This window comes from Pseudomonas sp. GW823-FHT05G12 (genome assembly GCF_058795575.1).
This window is the reverse complement of the sequence record NZ_CM179501.1, coordinates 3,915,719-3,933,800: the sequence shown is the minus strand read 5'-3', so window position 1 is coordinate 3,933,800 and position 18,082 is coordinate 3,915,719. Positions and strand designations below refer to the sequence as shown.

The window sequence follows — 18,082 nt, the reverse complement described above, 5'->3', positions numbered from 1 at the left end:
AGTGTCAGTCCCAGGTTGGCGCCAGGCCGTCAGGGCTGACCTCGCGGCCATTGCGCTCCAGCTTGGCGATGCGTGCCATGTCGTCGCTGTCCAGCTTCAGGCCACGGGCAAGCAGGTTGCTGGCCAGGTTTTCACGCTTGGTCGACGACGGGATCACGGCATAGCCCAGTTGCAGGGCCCAGGCCAGGGCAACCTGGGCGACGGTAGCCTTGTGCTTGGCGGCGATCTGGGCCAGTACCGGGTCTTTCAGCACTTTGCCGTAGGCCAGGGTCATGTACGAGGTCACGGTGATCCCTTGTTCCTTGAGGAACGCGGTCAGCTTGCTGTTCTGCAGATAGGGGCTGAGCTCGATCTGGTTGGTGGCGATTTCCCCTTTGCCGACCACGGCAATGGCTTGCCTGGTCAGCTCGATGTTGAAGTTGGAAACGCCGATCTGGCGAGCCAGGCCTTGCTGCTTGGCGTCGGCCAGGGCCTTCATGTACTCGGGCAGTTCTACGCCGTTGCCCGGCGCTGGCCAGTGGATCAGCAGCAGGTCGACGTAGTCGGTGCGCAGTTTCTGCAAGCTGTCACGCAGGCTGGGGATCAGCTTGTCGGCGGCGTAATTGTCGACCCAGATCTTGGTGGTGATGAACAGCTCGCTGCGCGGCACGCCGCTTTCGGCGATGGCCTGGCCGACTTCGGCTTCGTTCTTGTAGATCTGTGCGGTATCGATGACACGGTAGCCGACTGCCAGGGCAGACTTGACCGAGTCGATGACGGTTTGGTCGGTGAGGCGGAAGGTGCCAAGGCCGAAGGAAGGAACGCTCATGGGGTTGCTCCTGAATAGGGGGAGGATCATGTGGTGCCCAGTGTGCAGGTTTGAACGGCAGCGAATAAGCCGCTACGGCGCCAAAGTCATTTGACCTGTAGGCACAAATACATTTTCAAGCTGTGCATTCACTACATAAATAGGGCCAGAGGGGATTGGAACCTTGTTCAGCTAGCGCTTTTTATCAAGCGTTGAGGCTGCCCATGACCCCTTCAGTAATACCCGCCGACTCCATCGATGCGCTGATTGCCCGTCAGTTGCCAGGCTGGCTCAAGCGCGCGTCTGCCCAAGAGCTGACAGGGCTGCGCGCCGCTGCTTTGCGCCAACAGCGGGCGCAGGACCAAGTAGACGCCTGGTTAGGGGCCATAACCCCCTTGGATGAGTTCGCCGAGTCGTTGCTCAAAAGCGCACTTGAGGCCCATTCGATCAGGCAGGTAGACCTGCGCCAGGCTCAGCTCAAGCTGGTGACCCTGCAGCCAAAACCGTCGATATCACCTGCCTTGCCAAGCACTTCGACACGCATCGTCAGCACCCAGACGCTGCTCTCGGCGGCACTGCACAACTTCCACGAAAAGGAAATGCAGCCTGGCTGGTTCGCGACCGGGTCGCAGTTGGTCACTGCCAGCGGGCACCTGCTGCCGCTAAGTGCGCAAGCCTTTGTCCGCCTTTGCAGAGACCTTGATATCGGCGGGCGTTATCAAAGCCATTTGCAATCGAAGCTTGAAGGCGAGGGGGTGGCCGTCGAGAGCACCCTGGAGGAGGCGTTGAGCGCCAACCTGGCGCTTGCTGCAATCGCCGCAAGGATCAAGGGTGAAATCGATGAGCAGACCTGTCAGTGGATCAACCAGGTTGTGGGCACCGCGTCTTTCCTGCCAGCCGCCAACACCATGTTGAAGTGTCACACCCTGCGGCTGTTGGGCAAGGAGGTCATTGGTGCACTGGTGATCGAAGTGCGTCAGAACGCCCGCCTGCTTGGTGTTATCGCGTGGTTGCCTGAGGACCCGTATGCCCCGGTGAGTTGGCACACCAGCTGGGAGCTGCTGTACATGACGCTTGGCATACGCTTGCGTAATGAGGCCTATCGGCGGTACTTCCAGCGCTTCGTCGCAGAGCGTGATCGCGTCACCTTCTGCGCGGCCCTGAACGCACTGCTCAGCCACGGTAATACTGTTCTTCCGCTTGAGCTGGATGGCCGCTGTTTTGCGATCGAGGGCGACGTGTTCGTCGCGCTGCGCCAAGCCCGGATCGAAAAAATGCTGGATGACGCGAGGGTATTGGCGGTTTCGACAGAGGATGAAGATGTCGCCGACCGCCGCGCACGTTTGCAGGGCTATCTGGATTTGGGGTTGAGCGTGGCAGGCCTGGCAGCGCTGTTTGTGCCTGTGTTGGGGCAGGCCCTGCTGGGGCTTACGGTGGTGCAACTGGCGGGTGAGGTGTACGAAGGCTACCAGGATTGGCAGTTGGGTGATCGCGACGCCGCATTGGGCCACTTGTTCAACGTGGCCGACACGGTCGTGATGGCGGCGGTGACGGCGGCCGGAGCGACGGCACTTGGCAAGCTGGCACAGCGAGTGGCGCGGGTGGATGCCATGGTGCCGGTAAGCCTGGGCGATGGCCAGTTGCGGCTGTGTGATCCGTCCTTGTCGGGCTATCAGCGTGAGGGCGTCGATCTGATGGTAGGCCAGGCCGTGAATGAAACTGGCCGTTCGCTGAGGCGCCTGCACGATGCTGTCTATGAGGTGAGCGAGGGGGACGATGGCGCATGGCGTATTCATCACCCATCAAGGCCAGGGGCGTATTCACCGGCACTTGAGCACAATGGTGCCGGGGGATGGGTGCATGAGTTCGAGCAACCGCAGCGCTGGCATGACCCCGCCTACATGGTGCGCCGCCTTGCCAGCCGCACGGCGCAGGTGCCCGATGAGGCGGTATCTGTAGCGCTGCAGACCACCGGTTTCGAGGCTGACTGCCTGCGCCGTTTGCTGTTGGAAAATGCGCCCGCGCCGGCACGCTTGCTCGATGCCATCGAACGCCAGCAATTGCACCGTGATTTCCCGATGTTGCGGGGTGACGCTTTCGAGGAGGTCTTCAACGAGCGACAGATCAATCCGCAAGCAGCGGACCGCGTATTGATGCGGGACTTCCCAGGCCTATCCCACCGCTGCGCACGGGAAATCGTCGAGGGGGCCAGCAGCGTCGAGATGGAGAGCCTGACGGGTGCAGGCCGGGTACCCCTGGCGTTGGCGGAGCGTGCCCGCTGGGCAATACGCGACAGCCGGATAGACCGTGCCTGCGCAGGGTTGCGCCAGGCCGCCGCAGAAAATGACGATACCGGTAAGCTCGCGCTGGGCCTGATCGATGCCATCGCCCCTTGGTCGGCTGGGGTCAACGTTGAGCTGCCTGCCGCGGGCAGGGGTGGGTTGCTGCAGACGTTGAGACGGCAGTTGGACAGCCGCCAGCGACAGTTGCTTGGTGTTAGCCAGATGACGGATGACGCACTGGGTGAGCGGCTTGGGCGTGAGGCGCTCGCTGACCGTGAAGCGGCGGCCCGAATGATTGGGCTGGCCCGTGTGGGGCAGGGGATTCGCCCTCCTGTACGGTTGTTCGATGGGCGGTTGGGCTACCCGCTCAGTGGCCACCTGACAGGGACTCGCCAGGCACTGCGGCGCACGTTGAACCACGTGTATCCGGTGATGAGCAGTGAGCAGCTGGAGGTCTACCTGCAAGACCTGGCTTGGCGGGGAGTGGACCCCTGGAACCATGTGAGCCAACTGTTACAGGCCAAGGTCAGCCTCAAGCAGGCATTGCAAGCCTGGCGAAACGACGCAGGACTGAACATTGTTCGCCGCCTGCGTCGTATCAAGGTTGCCAGGCGTATTACGGCAAGCTGGCAGCGCTTTACCCCAGGGGAGGTGGCGGGTGACTACCACCTGACCCTCATGGGTGAGCGGGTGGGTGACCTGCCAGCGTTGCCTGATAATGTGAGTTTCGACCACATCACGCACCTGACCCTGCGCGATATGCAGGTGACGAGCCTTGATGCGGGCTTTCTTGGTCGCTTCAGCAAGGTGCGTAACCTGGACTTGCGGAACAACCAGCTGACGCGCCTTCCCGCAGGTATCGAGCAACTGACCGAACTGAGGACCCTGCGCCTTGGCGGCAACCAGATCGTGCTTTCCAGCGAGGATAACCTGCGTTTGAGCCAGCTTGTGGAGCTGCGCCGCTTGGAGCTCAACGGTAACCCGGTCGGCTTGCTGCCACCCTTGGCGTCTTTCCCCCTGCTGCGCCGGCTGTCCTTGCGCAACACCGGGCTGGGCGATCTGCCCGCTGATCTGGCCAGGCACGGTAATCTGGAGTTGCTGGACATGCGTGACAACCAGATCCAGACGCTGCCTGAAGCGCTGTCTTTAGTGCCGCTTCGCTTGTTGCGGGGCCTGGAGCTGCACGACAATCCACTCTCGGACGAAACCTTGCAGCGCTTGCAGTTGGCCAGGGCGTCGGCCGGGGCCGTTGAGCGTCGACGTGCAGCTCATGCCACTTCGATCCCGAACGCTGCAGCCCCTTGGTTTTCAGGATTCACGCCAGCCCAGCGCGAGGTGCGATTGGCGAGCTGGAACCGCTTGAGCCAGGAAGCCGGGGCGCAGGATCTGTTCCGCTTTTTCTCTGATTTACGCGCCCTGCGTGAATACGACGCACAACCGCGCGACCTGCAGGCCCGGGTGTGGCATATCCTCGAGGCCTGCGAGCAGCACGCTGAAGTACGCGCGAGCCTGTTCGAGCAAGTTGCCCGGCCGCGCAGTTGCAGTGACGAGTTGCTGCTGACGCTCAGCGAGCTGGAGGTTGGCGCGCTGGTCGCCAAGGCCGGTACAGCCGGTACCGGGTTACAGAAGGAGCGGGCGCTGGTCAGGCTGGGGCGTTCGTTGTTCCGCCTGGACAAAGTCAACGCAATTGCCGCGCGGCATATTGCGGATTACTTTTCGAACGATCCCGTTGAGGTTTACCTGACCTATCGCGTCAGGCTGGCAGATAGTCTCGACCTTCCCGTGCAGCCCAGCCATCTTTCGTACGAGAGTTTCAGTGGGGTTGGCCGTGAAGACCTGGACGCCGCGCGCAGCGAGGTGCTGCGGCAGGAAACGCCACAAGCCTTGGCGCAGGCGCTGGCAGATCGAACCTTCTGGCAGGACTACCTGCAGGAGCAGCAGGCGGCGCGCTTCAGCCGCTTGGACGAGCCTTTTCAGCAGCGCCTGGATGCGTTGCTCGAGCAATCGAAAACGCTGAGTGATGGCGACTATTTTGCCCAGGTCGAGCATATCTGCGCAGCGCGTGAGGTCGCGAAACGGCAGCTTTTGCTTGAGTTGAGCCGTGAGGCAATCCAGCGCCACGGCCTGTGAACGAAACAGCCCGCCGAGAGGCGGGCTGTTCGCTGGGGCGGGACGATCAGCGGCGGCGGAACAGCGGCAGCGGTTCGTCGGTGGCGGCCTGGTAGGTCACCGAGAAGTCCTTCAGGCTTTGCAGCGCGTCTTCCGGGTCCTTGTCGGCACGGATGGCGAATGCGTCGAAGCCGCAGCGGGCCATGAAGAACAGCTGGTCGCGCAGCACATCGCCGATGGCGCGCAGTTCGCCCTTGAACTTGTAGCGGTCACGCAGCAGACGCGCATTGGAGTAGCTGCGGCCGTCGGTGAATGCCGGGAAGTTCAGGGCGATGACCTGGAAGTGGTGCACGTCTTCACCGATTTCCTCCGCTTCCTGGTCGCTGTCCAGCCATACGCCCAGGCCGCCATCGCGGGCCTTGAGCACGTGGGCATGGTCGCGCCACATCTGCAGCGGCACGATGTAGTCGTCGCAGTTGGTCAGCTCGTCGAACGAGGTTTCCTTGGGCAGCAGGTGCCAGGTTTCGTCGACGATCTGGTTGTTCTTAATGATTCGCTGCATAGACGCGTTCCTTGAAGGGGTCGATGCCGATACGCTGGTAGGTGTCGATGAAACGCTCTTCCTCGGTGCGTTGCTCGACGTACACGGCGATCAGCTTCTCGATCACATCGGCCATGTCATCCTGCGCGAAGGACGGGCCAAGGATCTTGCCCAGGCTTGCGCCGCGTGCGGCGTTGCCGCCCAGCGACACCTGGTAGAACTCCTCACCCTTCTTGTCCACGCCGAGGATGCCGATGTGGCCCACGTGGTGGTGGCCGCAGGCGTTCATGCAGCCGGAGATGTTCAGGTCGATTTCGCCGATGTCGAACAGGTAGTCCAGGTCGTCGAAGCGGCGCTGGATGGACTCGGCAATCGGGATCGACTTGGCGTTGGCCAGCGAGCAGTAGTCGCCACCCGGGCAGCAGATGATGTCGGTCAGCAGGCCGATGTTCGGGGTGGCGAAGCCGCTCTCGCGCAGTTCAAGCCACAGCGCGTGCAGCTGGCGCTGCTCGACGTCGGCGAGGATGATGTTCTGCTCGTGCGAGGTGCGCAGGAAGCCGAAGCTGTAGCGTTCGGCCAGGTCGGCCACGGCGTCCAGCTGCTTGTCGGTCACGTCGCCCGGGGCAACACCGGTAGGCTTGAGTGACAGGGTCACAGCCACGTAGCCCGGGCGCTTGTGGGCGCGGGTGTTGCGCGAGCGCCAGCGGGCGAACCCTGGGTGCTCGGCATCCAGGGCGGTGTAGTCGACGTTGTCGAGTGCCAGGTACTCGGGGTCGACGAAGTGGCGCGAGACGCGCTGCACTTCGGCTTCGGTCAGGGTGGTGGTGCCGCCACGCAGGTGGACCATTTCGGCCTCGACCTTTTCGGCGAACACTTCCGGGGTCAGCGCCTTGACCAGGATCTTGATCCGCGCCTTGTACTTGTTGTCACGGCGACCGTAACGGTTGTACACGCGCAGGATGGCGTCGAGGTAGCTGATCAGGTCCTGCCACGGCAGGAACTCGTTGATGAACGAGCCCACCACCGGGGTACGGCCCAGGCCACCACCGACCAGCACACGGAAGCCCAGTTCGCCGGCAGCGTTGCGCACCGGCTCAAGGCCAATGTCGTGCACTTCGATGGCGGCGCGGTCTTCCTGCGAGCCGTTGATGGCGATCTTGAACTTGCGTGGCAGGTAGGCGAATTCCGGGTGGAAGGTGGTCCACTGACGGACGATTTCACACCACGGGCGCGGGTCGACGATTTCGTCTGCGGCCACACCGGCGAACTGGTCGGTGGTGGTATTGCGCAGGCAGTTGCCGCTGGTCTGGATCGCGTGCATCTGCACGGTGGCCAGTTCGGCGAGGATGTCGGGGATGTCTTCCAGCGCCGGCCAGTTGAACTGCACGTTCTGGCGGGTGGAAATGTGGGCATAGCCCTTGTCATAGTCGCGAGCGATCTTGGCCAGGGTGCGGACCTGGTTGGCGTTCAGCTGGCCGTACGGCACCGCGACACGCAGCATCGGCGCGAAACGTTGGATGTAAAGGCCGTTCTGCAGGCGCAGAGGGCGGAATTCTTCTTCGCTCAGCTCACCGGCCAGGTAGCGGCGGGTCTGATCACGGAACTGCTTGACGCGGTCCTCGATGATCCGCTGATCGTACTCGTCGTATACGTACATAAAAGTCCTGTCTCAGGCATGCAGCTATTCGCGCGCACGGCCGCGCACTCCGGTACGGAGCCGGGGAACGATAGCAGGTTGCGGTTATGCGCTAAAGTGATGTTTTTGCATATGAAAAGAACCAAATGGACTATGTGAGATTGACTGCCATTTGTGCGCGGAGCATCGCCAGGCGTTTATAATCCGGCGTTTGCTTCGCAGAGATGTGACCCCATGCTCAAGGCCCTGTGCCAAAGCTTGTGCCTTGTCTTGCCATTGGTGGCAAATGCGCAATCGGCTTCGGTGGTGTTCCTCAACCCGGGGCTGTCCAACGAGACATTCTGGACCAGCTATACCCGCTTCATGCAGGCCGCCGCGGACGAGCTGGGCATGACCCTGCAGGTGCAATACAGCGAGCGCCGCGCCGACCTGGCACTGACCCAGGCCCGGGCGATCCTGAGCGCGCCGCAGCGGCCGGATTACCTGGTGCTGGTCAACGAGCAGTACGTGGCACCGGAAATCCTGCGCCTGTCGCGTGGCACCGGGGTGAAGCTGCTGCTGGTCAACAATGGCCTGACCGCCAGCCAGCGCCTCAGTATCGAGGGCCAGCCCGACAAGTACGCCGAGCCACTGGGTACCTTGATTAGCAACGACGAGCAGGCAGGCTTCCAGATGTTGCACCTGTTGCTCGCACAACTGCCTCGCGACGCAGGGCCGGTGGATCTGGTGGCTTTTGCCGGGGTCAAGACCACCCCGGCCTCGCAGTTGCGCGTTGAGGGCATGCGCCGCGCCCTGGCCGATTTCCCTCAGGTGCGCTTGCGGCAAGTGGTATATGGCGGCTGGAACCGCCAGCGCGCGTACGAGCAAGCGAAGCAGTTGCTTGAGCGTTACCCGGCCACCCGGCTGGTGTGGTCGGCCAATGACCAGATGGCCTTTGGTGCCATGCAGGCGTTCGAGGAGGCCGGGCACACGCCGGGGCGTGACGTGCTGTTCGCTGCCGTCAACAGCTCGCCCGAAGCCTTGCGCGCGCGTATCGATGGGCGCTTGAGCGTGCTGATGGGTGGGCATTTCACCCTTGGCGGTTGGGCCATGGTGATGCTGCACGATGATGCCCACGGGCTGGCGTTGAACCGCGACGGCGTGCGCGAGCGCCGTGTTCCGGTATTGCAGGAAATCGATCAGGCCAAGGCCAGGCGTTGGCTGAAGCTGTTGGAAAGGGACGACTACGGCGTCGATTTTCGGCGTTACAGTGCCGAAGGGCGGCCGCCCGGGTACCGTTACCCGTTTCTGGCGTCACCGGTCGAATATTGAATGACCCTGCTTGAGGGAAGGGCATTGCTCGTCTTAACTGCTGGTGGTGAAGTGCATTCCCATAACCACTACAAGAGGCAATGCAATGGGAAACTCAACCAAGGTCCGCAAAGCTGACAGCAGCGTCGATGCCTGGGCGATCCTCTGCCTGATCGTTCTGGTGGTGGTCACTGCCGTGTATTGGGTCAGCCACCAGTGACTTGCAACTCAAGACCGTGATGTAGCAGGGGCGTCTGCGGGAGGGAATCTCGCAGGCGCTTTATTATTGCCTGTGGCCGCCTCTTCGCGGTGAAAACATATCCCTTGAGAATGTCGCAGGACCGTCGTAGGAGCGGGTTTACCCGCGAAAGGGCCGGCCCTGCTGGCCAATCTCCACCTTCCGTTCACCGTTGTGGCCGCGACCATATTCGCGGGTAAACCCGCTCCTACACAGATCGGTAGTGGACACAGGTCGGTGGTTGGACACAGGCCCTCGTAGGAGCGGGTTCACCCGCGAAAGGGCCGGGACTGCTGGCCAATTTCCACCCGCCGTTCACCGTTGCCGCCGCACCGGATCGGTGGTGGACACAGGTCGGTGGTTGGACACAGGCCCTCGTAGGAGCGGGTTCACCCGCGAAAGGGCCGGGCCTGCTGGCCAATTTCCACCCGCCGTTCACCGTTGCCGCCGCACCGGATCGGTGGTGGACACAGGTCGGTGGTTGGACACAGGCCCTCGTAGGAGCGGGTTCACCCGCGAAAGGGCCGGGCCTGCCGGCCAATTTCCACCTGCCGTTCACCGTTGCCGTCGCGACCGTATTCGCGGGTAAACCCGCTCCTACGCCTGATCGAGGGTGGACACAGGTCGGGGGTTGGGCATAGGCCCTGTAGGAGCGGGTTCACCCGCGAAGAGGCCGGCACAGGTTAGCGGGTCAGGTGCAGCGCCAACTGCACCAGGCCGATCAATACCGCAATGAACACCAGGGTGAACAGCCCCCCCAGCGCAATGAAATGGCTGGCCTTGCCGTGGGTGAAGTCGCGTGCGCGGTTTTTGCCGCTTTGCACGCCGAAGGCGGCAGCGAGGATGCTGTGCAGCATCTGCCAGAAGGTCGGGGGTTTGCCCTGGCTGGAATCGTCCATGGTGGCTCCTGGGGAAATCAGAGGCAATCAGGGACAGTGTAGGCAATGGTTGTGAGGTTGCCCGTGCCGGCCTCTTCGCGAGGAAACCCGTTCCAACAGGTAAATGACTGCCCTTGAGGGCTGTTTCTTACCTGTGTGGGCAAGCCCGCGAAGAAGCCAGCGCAGTCGTTTAGCTGTCATACCCCAGGTTAGGCGCCAGCCAGCGCTCGCTCACGCTGATATCCTGGCCTTTGCGTGCGCTGTAACGTTCGATCTGATCCTTGTCGACCTTGCCTACGGCAAAATACTTCGCCTGCGGGTGGGCGAAGTACCAGCCGCTGACCGCCGCCGCCGGGAACATCGCGAAGTGCTCGGTGAGGTACACCCCGCTCGGCCCGGTTTCACCGATGGCGGTGCCATCGAGCAGGCGGAACAGGGTTTCCTTTTCAGTGTGGTCGGGGCAGGCCGGATAACCCGGCGCAGGGCGGATGCCGCTGTACTGTTCCTTGATCAGCGCCTCGTTGTCCAGGTGCTCGTCGCGGGCATAGCCCCAGTGCTCTTTACGCACCTGCTCGTGCAGCCATTCGGCACAGGCTTCGGCCAGGCGGTCGGCCAGGGCCTTGACCATGATCGAGCTGTAGTCGTCGCCCTTGTCCTGGTAAGCCTTGGCCACTTCCTCGGCACCGATGCCGGCGGTGGTGATGAAACCACCTACGTAGTCGGTAACGCCACTGTCTTTGGGTGCGACGAAGTCGGCCAGCGACCAGTTGGGCTTGCCGTCCGGCTTGATGGTCTGCTGGCGCAGGTGGTGCAGGGTGGCCAGTGCCTGGCCGTCTTCGCCGTAGACTTCGATGTCGTCATCGTCCACCTGGTTGGCCGGCCAGAAGCCGAATACCGCGCGGGCGCTGATCAGCTTCTCGTCGATCAGCTTGTCGAGCATCTCGCGGGCATCCTTGTACAGCGCCGTAGCAGCCTCACCAACCACCTCGTCGGTGAGGATGCGCGGGAACTTGCCGGCCAAGTCCCAGGAGATGAAGAACGGGGTCCAGTCGATGTACTCGGCCAGGGTGCGCAAATCGATGTCTTCCAGCACCTTGACGCCGGTGAAGGAGGGCACCGCTGGCTGGTAGCTGGCCCAGTCGTACTGCGGCTTGGCAGCGATCGCCTGGGAGTAGCTGAGGCGCTCGGTGCGGGCGCTGCGGTTGGCGGTGCGCTCGCGCACGTCCACGTATTCCAGGCGGGTCTTCTCGACGAAGCCCGGCTTGAGTTCTTTGGACAGCAACTGGGTGGCCACGCCGACCGCGCGCGAAGCGTCGGTGACGTAGATGACCGCGTCGTTGCTGTACTTGGGCTCGATCTTGACCGCCGTGTGCGCCTTGGAGGTGGTGGCGCCACCGATCATCAGCGGCAGTTCGAAGCCCTGGCGCTGCATTTCGCGGGCAACGTGGACCATTTCGTCCAGCGACGGGGTAATCAGGCCGGACAGGCCGATGATGTCGCACTTCTGCTCGCGGGCCGTCTGCAGGATCTTCTCCGCCGGTACCATCACGCCAAGGTCGACGATGTCGTATCCGTTACAGCCCAGCACCACGCCGACAATGTTCTTGCCGATGTCGTGCACGTCGCCTTTCACCGTGGCCATCAGGATCTTGCCCTTGGCTTCTGGCTTGTCGCCTTTTTCGGCTTCGATGAAGGGGATCAGGTGAGCAACGGCCTGTTTCATCACCCGGGCCGACTTGACCACCTGCGGCAGGAACATCTTGCCCGCGCCGAACAGGTCGCCGACCACGTTCATGCCGTTCATCAGCGGGCCTTCGATCACTTCGATGGGGCGCGCGCACTGCTGGCGGCATTCTTCGGTGTCTTCGACGATGAACGCGGTGATGCCCTTGACCAGCGCGTGCTCCAGGCGTTTTTCCACCGGCAGCGAGCGCCACTCTTCGTTTTCCACTTCCTTGGTTGCGCCGCCACCCTTGTAGTCGTCGGCGATGGCCAGCAGTGCATCGGTGCCATGCGGGGTGCGGTTGAGCACCACGTCCTCGACCTTTTCACGCAGCTGGGCCGGGATCTCGTCGTAGATCTCCAGCTGGCCGGCGTTGACGATACCCATGGTCAGGCCGTTCTGGATCGCGTGGTACAGGAACACCGAGTGGATCGCTTCACGCACCGGGTTGTTGCCACGGAACGAGAACGACACGTTGGACACGCCACCCGAGCTCAGGGCGTGGGGCAGGTGGTCGCGGATATAGGCACAGGCCTCGATGAAGTCGACGGCGTAGTTGTTGTGTTCTTCGATACCGGTGGCGACAGCGAAGATGTTCGGGTCGAAAATGATGTCTTCTGGCGGGAAGCCCACCTCGTTGACCAGGATGTCATAGCTGCGCTGGCAGATTTCCTTCTTGCGCGCGGCTGTGTCGGCCTGGCCGACTTCGTCGAAGGCCATGACCACCACGGCAGCGCCATAGCGCTTGCACAGGCGGGCGTGGTGCTTGAACTGCTCGACGCCTTCCTTCATGGAAATGGAGTTGACGATGCCCTTGCCCTGGATGCACTTGAGGCCGGCTTCGATCACTTCCCACTTGGACGAGTCGATCATGATCGGTACGCGCGAAATGTCCGGCTCACCCGCGATCAGGTTGAGGAACCGGACCATGGCCGCCTGGGAGTCGAGCATCCCTTCGTCCATGTTGATGTCGATTACCTGGGCGCCGGCCTCGACCTGCTGCAGGGCGACTTCCAGGGCTTCGGTATAGTTCTCTTCGCGGATCAGCCGGGCGAACTTGGCGGAACCGGTGATGTTGGTGCGCTCACCGACGTTGACGAACAGCGACTGGCGGTCGATGGTGAACGGCTCCAGGCCCGACAGGCGGCAGGCCTTGGCGATTTCCGGGATCTCGCGCGGCTTGTACTTGGCCACGGCTTCGGCAATGGCCTGGATGTGCCCCGGCGTGGTGCCGCAGCAGCCGCCAATGATGTTGAGGAAGCCGCTGGCCGCGAATTCTTCGACCACCGCGGCCATCTCGGCCGGGGTTTCGTCGTACTCGCCGAAGGCGTTCGGCAGGCCGGCATTGGGGTGGGCGGACACATGGGTATCGGCCTTGGTCGCCAGTTCTTCCAGGTACGGGCGCAGGTCCTTGGCGCCGAGGGCGCAGTTCAGGCCCACGGAAATCGGCTTGGCGTGACGCACCGAGTTCCAGAACGCTTCGGTGGTCTGGCCCGACAGGGTACGGCCGGATGCGTCGGTGATGGTGCCGGAGATCATGATCGGCAGTTCGACGTTGTCGTCCTCGAACACTTGCTGCACGGCGAAGATCGCCGCCTTGGCGTTGAGGGTGTCGAAGATGGTTTCGATCAGGATCAGGTCGGCGCCGCCTTCGATCAGGCCGCGGGTGGCCTCGATGTAGTTTTCTACCAACTCGTCGAAGGTGACGTTGCGAAACCCTGGGTCGTTGACGTCCGGGGAAATCGAGCAGGTTCGGCTGGTAGGGCCGAGCACGCCGGCAACGAAGCGCGGCTTGTCCGGCGTCTCCAGGGTCTTGGCATCGGCAACCTGGCGAGCGATGCGCGCGCCTTCGACGTTCAACTCGTAAACCAGCGACTCCATGCCGTAGTCGGCCTGGGAAATCTGCGTGGCATTGAAGGTGTTGGTTTCGAGAATATCGGCACCGGCATCCAGGTAGGCCTTCTCGATGGCGGCGATCACGTCCGGGCGGCTGAGCAGCAAAAGGTCGTTGTTACCCTTCACATCGCTTGGCCAATCGGCAAAACGCGTGCCACGATAGTCGTGTTCCTCCAGGCGGTAGCTTTGGATCATAGTACCCATGCCGCCGTCGAGGATCAGGATGCGCTCTTTGAGTGCGTTCTGGAGTGCTTGGAGACGAGCGCTGCGGTCGGACATAGGAACTACCTGGTCGGGCGAATATCAGAAGGTGCCGAATCATAACAAAGCTGCGCGGTTTTTAGGCATGTCGCCCATTTGCATGAAAACTGCTCATGTTGGGCGGGTGGAGGCAGCGCGAAGCACCCAGGACGACCAGGCAACAAATCGTGATGGCTTTCAAGAACCAGGACTTTCCGCACATGGTGCATCGTATCCTTGCCGGCGCCTTCGCCCTGCTCATCAGCGGCGCGGTATTCGGGCAGGCCCCCCAGTCGAGCCCGGCTATTTCCTACACCCGGGACATTCAACCGATCTTCACCGAGAAGTGCGTGGCCTGCCATGCCTGCAACGACGCCGCCTGCCAGCTCAAGCTGGAAAGCCCTGAAGGCGCGGTACGCGGGGCCAGCAAGGTCCCGGTGTACCAGGGCGAGCGGAGCAAGGCGGTGCCCACCACGCGGCTGTTCTACGACGCACACAGCGAAGAGCAATGGCGCAAGAAGGGCTTCTACTCGGTGCTCGACAACCAGGGCGGTCAGGCCGCGCTGATGGCGCGCATGCTGGAGTTGGGCCACAAGACCCCGCTTACGCCCAACGCCAAGCTGCCCGAAGAGATCGTCCTGGGCCTGAGCCGCAACAACATGTGCCCGTTGCCCCATGAATTCGACGCCTATGCCGGCGCACACCCCAAGGAGGGCATGCCGCTGGCGGTGACCGGGCTGACCGACAAGGAATATGCCACCATGCGCCGCTGGCTGGCCGCTGGTGCGCCGGTGGAGTACCAGCCGATCCAGCCGAGCGCGGCCGAAGCCAGGCAGATCGCAGAGTGGGAAGAACTGCTCAACCGCCCGGGTTCTACCGAGGCGCTGGTGGGACGCTGGCTGTACGAGCACCTGTTTTTGGCGCACATCCATTTCGCTGGCGGCGAGCAGGGCCACTTCTTCCAGTGGGTGCGCTCGCGCACGCCAAGTGGCAAGCCGGTCGATATCATTGCCACCCGCCGCCCCAACGACCCGCCAGGCACGGACTTCTACTACCGGTTGATCCCGGTGCAGGGCGTGATCGTGCACAAGACGCACATCACCTACCCGATGGGGCCGCAGAAGCTCAAGCGCGTGAAGCAGCTGTTCTATGCCGGCGACTGGCATGCCGCCGCGCTTCCGGGCTACGGCCCGCGCCACCGGGCCAACCCGTTTGAAACCTTCGAGGCGATCCCGGCCGTGGCGCGCTACCAGTTCATGCTGGATAACGCCGAGTACTTCGTGCGCACCTTCATCCGTGGCCCCGTGTGCCGCGGGCAGATTGCCACTGACGTGATCCGCGACAACTTCTGGGCGCTGTTCCAGGAGCCGGCCTTCGATCGCTATGTCACCGATGCCGAGTACCGGGGCGAGGCTACCCCGCTGCTGGCCATGCCTGGTCAGATCGATGACGTGGGCAGTGTGCTGAGCCTGTGGCACGCCTATCGTGACAAGCGCAACGACTACGAGAAACTGCGCCGTGAAGCCTATGCCGAAATGCCGGCACCGAGATGGTCGACGCTGTGGGCCGGCAACGACAATGCGCTGCTGAGCATCTTCCGCCACTTCGACAGCGCATCGGTGACCAAGGGCCTGGTGGGGGATGTGCCGCTGACCGTGTGGCTGTTCGACTACCCGTTGTTCGAGCGCACGTATTACCAGTTGGCGGTCAACTTCGATGTGTATGGCAACGTATCGCACCAGTTGCAGACGCGCCTGTACTTCGACCTGATCCGCAATGGTGCCGAGGTCAACTTCCTGCGCCTGATGCCGGCCGACCAGCGCAAGGCGATCCTTGGCGACTGGTACCAGAACAGTGGCAAGGTGAAGATGTGGATGGATTATGAAGACATCGACACCGACACCCCGAGTGGCATCAAGCTCGACCCGCGCAATCCCAAACGCGACTTTGGCCTTAAGCTGCTGCAGCGCACCGGCAGCCTGAATGCCGCGCCGGACCCGATCAACCGCTGCCAGGGCGCGTTCTGCTCACGGCCGCAGATGAGCGAAGAGTTCCGCAATGCCGAGCAGTCGCTCAGCCGACTGGTGTCGCGCCCGGCGGCCGGGCTGAAGGTGATCAACCAGTTGCCCGAGGCGACCATGCTGCGTATCGAAGGGCAGGACGGCCAGCGTCAGGTGTACAGCCTGCTGCGCAACCGCGCGCACAGCAACGTGGCGTTCCTGCTGGGTGAGGCGTACCGCTACCAGCCGGGGCTGGATACCCTGACCCTGTACCCGGGGGTGCTCAGCAGCTACCCGAACTTCATCTTCAACATCCCGACCACGGATGTGCCGGAGTTCGTCGAGGACATGGAGTATGCCAAAGATGACGCGGCGAAGTTCGAGCGCATTGTCATGCGCTGGGGTGTGCGCCGCAGTCACCCAGCGTTCTGGCGCTACTTCCACGACCTGAACAGCTATATCAAGGAGACCGAACCGGTCGAGGCGGGCGTGCTGGACATGAACCGCTACCAGAACCTCTGATCGGGTTGGCTGACCTTTCCGATTTGCCTGCGGTCGGACACGGTAGGTGGTCTGGATCGATTGCTGGGGGCTGCTTTGCAGCCCTTCGCGGGTGAACCCGCTCCTACGACAGGTACGGCGCTGCTTTCAAGGCTGGCGCTGGCCTCTGCACTCGATACGGGCCTCAATGCACCGCCAAGCGCAGGGTATTCCATGCTGTATTCGCTTCAGGCATTGCGGGCGTTCGCCGCCTGGGTGGTGGTCTGCCACCATTTCATGCAGATCTTCTTCGACTTCCACGCCACCGGCCCCATCGGCCAACTGCTTACCGACCGTGGCGCCGTAGGTGTCGACATCTTTTTCGTCATCAGCGGGCTGGTCATCTACCTGTCGACCCGCGACAAAACCATCGAGCCGCGCCAGTTCCTCCTCAATCGGGCGCTGCGCATCGTCCCTGCCTACTGGTTCTACACAGCCCTGATGGCCATGTTGCTGCTGGCATTCAGCCAATGGATGCCACATCAGGCGTTTGACTGGCGGCACCTGTTCCTGTCGCTGCTGTTCATCCCGGCGGAAAACCCAGGTGGTTATGGCCTTTACCCGACCCTGAACGTGGGCTGGACGCTGAACTTCGAGATGTTCTTCTACCTGCTGTTCGGCCTGGCGTTCCTGGTACGCCAACGGCATCACCTGCTGCTGGTGACTGCCGCTCTGTTGCTGGTCAGTGAGGTACTGGGGCGCATGGGCGTGGTCAGCCGCTTCTACAACAACGACATCATCTACGAGTTTCTGTTGGGCATTGGTGTCGGTGTACTGTACCGCCGCGGGCTGATCCGCCAGGGCCGGTGGTTGCCGCTGGCGTTGCTGGGTGTGGCGGGCATGGCGATCTACTGTCTGGACGCTTCCCAGCGCTTGCTGCACTGGGGGTTACCGAGTGCGATGGTCGTCCTGGCCTTCGTGGCCATGGAGCCGCTGTTCCAGGGCAATCGGCTGCTCAAGGCCCTTGGCGACTGTTCGTACTCGGTGTACCTGATACATGTGCTGGTGCTGTATGCCGGTTGGTTCGCCAGTGAGCGCCTGCATCTGAACCCGTTCCTGACATTTGCCCTGTGCGTGCCGTCCATTGGACTAATGTCGTGGTTCAGCTACCAGTGGCTGGAGCGCGGCCTGTACCGGCGAATGCAGGCCTGGCTGGCGGCGCAACGGGGGCCGGCCCCTGAATATGCGCTTTCCCGAGTCAATTGCTAGGACTTTGTTCGAAGGCTGGGTTGGCGTACACTTGGCCGCAAGTCTGTGAGGAACCTACATGAGCGCTATAACCATTACCGACGCCGCCCATGACTACCTGGCCGATCTGCTCTCCAAGCAGAATACGCCCGGCATCGGCATTCGCATTTTCATCACCCAGCCGGGCACCCAGTACGCCGAGACGTGCATCGCCTACTGCAAGCCGGGCGAAGAGAAGCCTGACGACACCGCCGTGGGTCTGAAAAGCTTCACTGCCTACCTGGACGCCGTCAGCGTACCGTTCCTGGAAGACGCGATGGTCGACTACGCCACCGACCGCATGGGTGGCCAGCTGACCATCAAGGCGCCAAACGCCAAGGTGCCGATGGTCAACGAAGACAGCCCGATCAACGAACGTATCAACTACTACCTGCAGACCGAGATCAACCCCGGCCTGGCCAGCCATGGCGGCCAGGTGAGCCTGGTGGACGTGGTCGATGACGGCATTGCCGTGCTGCAGTTCGGTGGTGGCTGCCAGGGTTGCGGCCAGGCCGATGTCACGTTGAAGGAAGGCATCGAGCGCACCCTGCTCGAGCGTATTCCGGAGCTGAAGGGCGTGCGTGACGTGACTGACCACAGCCAGAAAGAAAACGCCTACTACTGAGTTGAAGGCGGCTCCCTTAGCAACAAAGTGTTACGGTTTCAACCCCTGCGACAACAGGCCGCAGCCCGTA

The 18,082-nt window shown here is 62.5% G+C and carries 10 protein-coding genes; 5 read left to right on the top strand and 5 right to left on the bottom strand.

Annotated features, from left to right (window positions below):
* Positions 1-4: 4 nt before the first annotated feature.
* Positions 5-808 (bottom strand): 2,5-didehydrogluconate reductase DkgB, encoded by an 804-nt coding sequence (dkgB, locus tag AC3RCM_RS17975; protein WP_492629046.1) that lies wholly within the window; start codon positions 806-808, stop codon positions 5-7.
* A gap of 203 nt (positions 809-1,011) precedes the next feature.
* On the opposite strand from dkgB, the gene AC3RCM_RS17970 reads away from it, so the two are divergent.
* Positions 1,012-5,199, top strand: coding sequence for an NEL-type E3 ubiquitin ligase domain-containing protein (locus AC3RCM_RS17970; protein ID WP_492629045.1), 4,188 nt, complete (start codon positions 1,012-1,014; stop codon positions 5,197-5,199).
* Between the two features lie 46 nt (positions 5,200-5,245).
* Here the strand turns inward: AC3RCM_RS17970 and AC3RCM_RS17965 are convergent, their stop codons facing one another.
* Both AC3RCM_RS17965 and AC3RCM_RS17960 read right to left on the bottom strand, forming a co-directional pair.
* On the bottom strand, positions 5,246-5,740 hold the full coding sequence (locus AC3RCM_RS17965; protein WP_003250391.1) for a DUF934 domain-containing protein: 495 nt from the start codon (positions 5,738-5,740) through the stop codon (positions 5,246-5,248).
* Positions 5,724-7,376 carry a nitrite/sulfite reductase gene (locus AC3RCM_RS17960; protein WP_010953329.1) on the bottom strand — a complete coding sequence of 551 codons (1,653 nt, stop codon included), beginning with the start codon at positions 7,374-7,376 and terminating at the stop codon, positions 5,724-5,726. Before AC3RCM_RS17960 ends, AC3RCM_RS17965 begins: the two co-directional genes overlap by 17 nt.
* 213 nt (positions 7,377-7,589) lie before the next feature.
* Here AC3RCM_RS17960 and AC3RCM_RS17955 point away from each other — a divergent pair, with 213 nt between their 5' ends.
* Positions 7,590-8,666: an ABC transporter substrate-binding protein gene (locus tag AC3RCM_RS17955; protein ID WP_064493401.1), complete on the top strand. Its 1,077-nt coding sequence runs from the start codon at positions 7,590-7,592 to the stop codon at positions 8,664-8,666.
* Positions 8,667-9,566: 900 nt separating this feature from the next.
* Here the strand turns inward: AC3RCM_RS17955 and AC3RCM_RS17950 are convergent.
* Positions 9,567-9,782 (bottom strand): DUF2970 domain-containing protein, encoded by a 216-nt coding sequence (locus tag AC3RCM_RS17950; protein WP_020193229.1) that lies wholly within the window; start codon positions 9,780-9,782, stop codon positions 9,567-9,569.
* Positions 9,783-9,951: 169 nt separating this feature from the next.
* Positions 9,952-13,659, bottom strand: coding sequence for a methionine synthase (gene metH / locus AC3RCM_RS17945; protein ID WP_104887361.1), 3,708 nt, complete (start codon positions 13,657-13,659; stop codon positions 9,952-9,954).
* A gap of 182 nt (positions 13,660-13,841) precedes the next feature.
* Between metH and AC3RCM_RS17940 the strand changes: the two genes are divergently transcribed.
* From AC3RCM_RS17940 to nfuA, 3 genes are all read left to right on the top strand, one after another.
* On the top strand, positions 13,842-16,142 hold the full coding sequence (locus tag AC3RCM_RS17940) for a fatty acid cis/trans isomerase (RefSeq protein WP_104887878.1): 2,301 nt from the start codon (positions 13,842-13,844) through the stop codon (positions 16,140-16,142).
* 192 nt (positions 16,143-16,334) lie between these two features.
* A complete protein-coding gene (locus AC3RCM_RS17935; RefSeq protein WP_104887362.1) occupies positions 16,335-17,369 on the top strand; it encodes an acyltransferase family protein in 1,035 nt (344 codons plus the stop codon).
* A 58-nt stretch (positions 17,370-17,427) separates the two neighbouring features.
* Positions 17,428-18,012 carry a Fe-S biogenesis protein NfuA gene (nfuA, locus tag AC3RCM_RS17930; RefSeq protein WP_104887363.1) on the top strand — a complete coding sequence of 195 codons (585 nt, stop codon included), beginning with the start codon at positions 17,428-17,430 and terminating at the stop codon, positions 18,010-18,012.
* The last annotated feature ends 70 nt before the right edge of the window (positions 18,013-18,082 follow it).

Excerpts from the sequence above, each read along its gene's own strand:
- AC3RCM_RS17960 (WP_010953329.1), bottom strand. The coding sequence starts at position 7,376 with ATGTACGTATACGACGAGTACGATCAGCGGATCATCGAGGACCGCGTC.
- AC3RCM_RS17950 (WP_020193229.1), bottom strand. The coding sequence starts at position 9,782 with ATGGACGATTCCAGCCAGGGCAAACCCCCGACCTTCTGGCAGATGCTG.
- AC3RCM_RS17965 (WP_003250391.1), bottom strand. The coding sequence starts at position 5,740 with ATGCAGCGAATCATTAAGAACAACCAGATCGTCGACGAAACCTGGCAC.
- AC3RCM_RS17940 (WP_104887878.1), top strand. The coding sequence starts at position 13,842 with ATGGTGCATCGTATCCTTGCCGGCGCCTTCGCCCTGCTCATCAGCGGC.
- nfuA (WP_104887363.1), top strand. The coding sequence starts at position 17,428 with ATGAGCGCTATAACCATTACCGACGCCGCCCATGACTACCTGGCCGAT.
- dkgB (WP_492629046.1), bottom strand. The coding sequence starts at position 808 with ATGAGCGTTCCTTCCTTCGGCCTTGGCACCTTCCGCCTCACCGACCAA.
- AC3RCM_RS17955 (WP_064493401.1), top strand. The coding sequence starts at position 7,590 with ATGCTCAAGGCCCTGTGCCAAAGCTTGTGCCTTGTCTTGCCATTGGTG.
- metH (WP_104887361.1), bottom strand. The coding sequence starts at position 13,659 with ATGTCCGACCGCAGCGCTCGTCTCCAAGCACTCCAGAACGCACTCAAA.
- AC3RCM_RS17935 (WP_104887362.1), top strand. The coding sequence starts at position 16,335 with ATGCTGTATTCGCTTCAGGCATTGCGGGCGTTCGCCGCCTGGGTGGTG.
- AC3RCM_RS17970 (WP_492629045.1), top strand. The coding sequence starts at position 1,012 with ATGACCCCTTCAGTAATACCCGCCGACTCCATCGATGCGCTGATTGCC.